The organism is Faecalibacterium sp. An58 (assembly GCF_002161515.1).
GTDB classification, from domain to species: domain Bacteria; phylum Bacillota; class Clostridia; order Oscillospirales; family Ruminococcaceae; genus Faecalibacterium; species Faecalibacterium avium.
The window spans coordinates 1-3,838 of record NZ_NFHX01000053.1; the positions used below are offsets into that span (position 1 = coordinate 1).

At 61.9% G+C, this 3,838-nt stretch carries 3 protein-coding genes; 2 read left to right on the forward strand and 1 reads right to left on the reverse strand.

The features are described 5' to 3' along the window. Positions 1 to 238: 238 nt before the first annotated feature. A complete protein-coding gene (locus tag B5G12_RS13950; protein ID WP_087325466.1) occupies positions 239 to 697 on the reverse strand; it encodes an Lrp/AsnC family transcriptional regulator in 459 nt (152 codons plus the stop codon). A 150-nt stretch (positions 698 to 847) separates the two neighbouring features. Between B5G12_RS13950 and B5G12_RS13955 the strand changes: the two genes are divergently transcribed. Beyond that, a complete protein-coding gene (locus B5G12_RS13955) occupies positions 848 to 2,191 on the forward strand; it encodes an MATE family efflux transporter (RefSeq protein WP_087325467.1) in 1,344 nt (447 codons plus the stop codon). 88 nt (positions 2,192 to 2,279) lie between these two features. Next, entirely contained in the window at positions 2,280 to 3,626 is a 1,347-nt protein-coding gene (gene brnQ / locus B5G12_RS13960) for a branched-chain amino acid transport system II carrier protein (protein WP_087325468.1), read from the forward strand. The last annotated feature ends 212 nt before the right edge of the window (positions 3,627 to 3,838 follow it).

Below are 3,838 nucleotides of genomic sequence, written 5' to 3' on the forward strand. Positions count from 1 at the left end.
GAGGAATAGAACCAATATTCCTTCTGTTGTTGATCGCACCAAAACAAAAGAACTTTTGCGTCACGAAAGATAGGGTCCCTCTGCGGGGGCCGGCTGCAAAGCCGGCCCCCGCATTGTTTGGCGTGTCGAAAAAATCCTCCTTCTGCCTGCACGCGGGCAAAAGGAGGATGATTGCGCGGAATAATCGGCGTGTTATATACAGAGTGGAATCGAGAGCGCCGCTCGGGCTGCCGGGCGCTCACAGCCGCAGGCCCTTGATGTCCTTGATACGGGAGAGGATCATGTTGCAGCTGCAGCTCAGTACCCCTGGCAAGGGGTCGATGACCTCACGGATCAGGCGCTCCATCTCCTCGCCCGAGGCCGCCACCGCGTGGACGTGCAGCTTGTCCTTGCCGGTGACCCGGTAGATCTGGGTGATCGTCTCGTTGGCCGCCAGCAGGGCCGTTACCTGGGCCAGGGTGTCGGGGCGGGTCTCGATCTCAAAATAACAGCTGACCGCGCCGCTGATCTTCTGCGGATTGATGATGGTGGTGTATTCCTCGATCACCCCGCGCTGCTCCAGCGCCTGGATCCGCGCCTTGACCGCCACCCGGCTGATCCCCACCGCCTGCCCGATATCGGAATAGGACATCCGGGCGTTCTCGATCAGCAGCTGGACGATCTGACGGTCCAGGCTGTCCAACCCTTCCAGAAACATGGTGAAAAACCCCCTTTGTCTGTCTTTCGGGGGTTATTATAGCATGTTTGGCCCCAAAAAGAAACCTGCTGTTGACATCCCGTGCCGCCGGGACTATAATCATTTCGAAACGTAAGATAAAACTTTCGAATAGAAACGGAGATGACAGCCATGAACCAGGACCTGACGCGGGGGCCGGTGATGCGTTCCATGCTGCTGTTTGCGATCCCCATGATCCTGGGGGATCTGCTGCAGCAATGCTACAACGTGGCCGATACCCTGATCGTGGGGCGCTTTGTGGGCACCAACGCCCTGGCGGCGGTGGGCTCCTCCTACTCGCTGATGACCTTCCTGACCTCCATCCTGCTGGGCCTGTGCATGGGCAGCGGGGCGCTGTTCTCGATGTATTTCGGACGCCGGGACCCCGACGGCCTGCGCGAGAGCCTGGTATCCTCGTTTGCGCTGATCGCTGTGGTGGCGGTGGTGCTGAATATCCTGTCCTTTGCCTGTCTGGACTGGATCCAGGTATTCCTGCAGGTGCCCGACGAGGTGTGGGGGCTGATGCGCCAGTACCTGGCCATCATTTTTACCGGCATTCCGGCTATCTTTTTGTACAACTATTTCGCATCGTTCCTGCGGGCGGTGGGCAACAGTGTGGTCCCTCTGGCTTTTCTGGCGGTGTCCGCCTGCCTGAACATTGTGCTGGACCTGTATTTTGTGCTGGGCCTGGGCCGCAGCGTGGGGGGCGCCGCCGAGGCTACCGTTATTTCCCAGTATGTGTCGGGCATCGGCATCCTGATCTATACCCTGGCCCGCCGCACCGAGTTCCGGGGCCTGGGCAAATACCTGCGCCTGCGGCCCGCCTGCCTGAAAGAGGTGGCCAGCTACTCCTTCCTCACCTGCATCCAGCAGTCGGTGATGAACCTCGGCATCCTGATGGTGCAGGGGCTGGTCAACAGCTTTGGCCCCACCGTCATGGCGGCCTTTGCGGCGGCGGTCAAGATCGACTCCTTCGCCTATCTGCCGGTGCAGGACTTTGGCAATGCCTTCTCCACCTTCATCGCACAGAACTACGGCGCCAAAGACGCCGGCCGCATCCGGGCCGGGCTGAAAGGGGCCGCCTTCACCTCCATCGGGTTTGGGGTGGTGCTGTCGGCTCTGGTGTGGGTCTTTGCCGCGCCGCTGATGGGCCTGTTTGTGGACGCGGGAGAAGCCGCCGTCATCGCCGAGGGGGTGCGTTACCTGCATATTGAGGGCGCTTTCTATTTTGGCATTGGCTGCCTGTTTTTGCTGTACGGGCTTTACCGCGCCCTGGGCCGCCCCGGCATGAGCGTGGTGCTCACGGTCATCTCGCTGGGCACCCGGGTGGCCCTGGCCTATCTTTTGTCTGCGACCCCGCTGGGCGTGGTGGGCATCTGGTGGTCGGTGCCCATCGGCTGGGCATTGGCCGACATCGCCGGCGTGGGCTATTACCTGCTGCGCAAAAAGCGCCTCCTCTCCTGGTCTGACGAATAAATCGCGCTTTTTTGTAGCGGTCATTATTTACTTTCATCTTCCGGTGTGCTATCATGAAACCATTCTGATACACAAGAGGGTGTGTTCCATGAAAAAGAACCTGACCTTCCGGCAGATGCTGGCGGTGGGCAGTATGCTGTTCGGCCTGTTTTTCGGGGCGGGCAACCTGATCTTTCCCGCCGCCATGGGTCAGCAGGCGGGCGGCAGCGTGTGGGCCGCCGCTGCGGGACTGCTGGTCACCGGCGTGGGCCTGCCCCTGCTGGGGGTGGCGGCTCTGGGCATCAGCCGCTGTGACGGGCTGGCAGCCCTCACCCGCCGGGTGGGGTCCCGGTACAGCCTGTTTTTTACCTGTGTGCTCTACCTGACCATCGGGCCTCTGTTTGCCATCCCCCGGTGTGCCACCGTCCCCTTTGAAACGGGCGTGGCCCCGGCCCTGGGCGGAAGCGGCAGCCAGGGGGCGCTGGCGGTCTTTTCGCTGGTGTTTTTTGCGGTGGTGCTGGGCTTTTCCCTCCGCCCGGGCAAGATCCTGACCTGGGTGGGCAAGGTGCTCAACCCGCTGTTTTTGGTCTGCCTGGGGGTCCTGCTGGCCGCCGCCCTGATCCATCCCATGGGCCCGGTCTCGGCGGCCCAGGCGCAGGGCGCTTATGCCCAGTCCGCCTTTGTGGGAGGCTTTTTGGAGGGCTACAACACCATGGACGCCCTGGCGGGGCTGGCCTTCGGCATCGTGGTGGTCAACGTGATCCGGGACCTGGGCGTCACCGAGCCGGGGGCCATCGCCGTCAACACGGTGGCCGCGGGATGCCTGGGCTGCGGCCTGATGGGCGTGATCTACCTGGCGGTCGCTGTGGTGGGCGCCCAAAGCCGCGGGGTCTATCCGGCGGCCTCCAACGGCGGCGAGGCCCTGCTCACCATTGCCCGGCACTATTTCGGCGCATTCGGGGCCGTGATCCTGGCGGTGACCGTCACCTTTGCCTGCCTGAAAACGGCGGTGGGGCTGATCACCAGCTGTTCCCAGACCTTCTGCCAGCTGTTCCCCCATGGCCCCGGCTACCGTACATGGGCGGTCGGGTTCTGCCTTTTCTCCTTTGGTGCGGCCAATTTCGGCCTGGAGACCATCATTGCATGGGCCACACCGGTCCTGATGTTCCTCTATCCCCTGGCCATCACCCTGATCCTGCTGGCCCTGGGGGGCCGGTGGTTTGACAACGACCGCCGGGTCTATGTGAGTGTGACCGCCTTCACCCTTCCGGCGGCGCTGCTGGACCTTCTGCACGCCCTGCCCGCCGGGGCGCAGGCCCTGCTCCCCCTGCATGGCCTTTTGGAGGCCGCCGGGCGGTATCTGCCCCTGTTCTCGCTGGGCCTCGGCTGGGTCTGCCCGGCCCTGGCGGGCCTTGTGGTGGGCCTCGCCCTGCGCGCAGCCAAACCTGCCCGCTAAACACTTGCTGCAACAAAAGCGCCTGCTTTGCAGGCGCTTTTCGTTTTGCCTCCGAAGTTAGAATACACGAACTAAAGAAAATAAAGAAAAAATGGCAAAAATGAAAATTGGGTCTTGACACCGGGGGGGGTATGTTATGATAGGCACACAAAGGAAAGGACCTTCCTTTGAACCTGTTTTGGGTCTCTATCTTTTATACACCATAAGGAGGA

Bases quoted from the DNA above. Each gene is read 5' to 3' on its own strand.
- B5G12_RS13950 (WP_087325466.1), bottom strand. From the start codon at position 697: ATGTTTCTGGAAGGGTTGGACAGCCTGGACCGTCAGATCGTCCAGCTG.
- B5G12_RS13955 (WP_087325467.1), top strand. From the start codon at position 848: ATGAACCAGGACCTGACGCGGGGGCCGGTGATGCGTTCCATGCTGCTG.
- brnQ (WP_087325468.1), top strand. From the start codon at position 2,280: ATGAAAAAGAACCTGACCTTCCGGCAGATGCTGGCGGTGGGCAGTATG.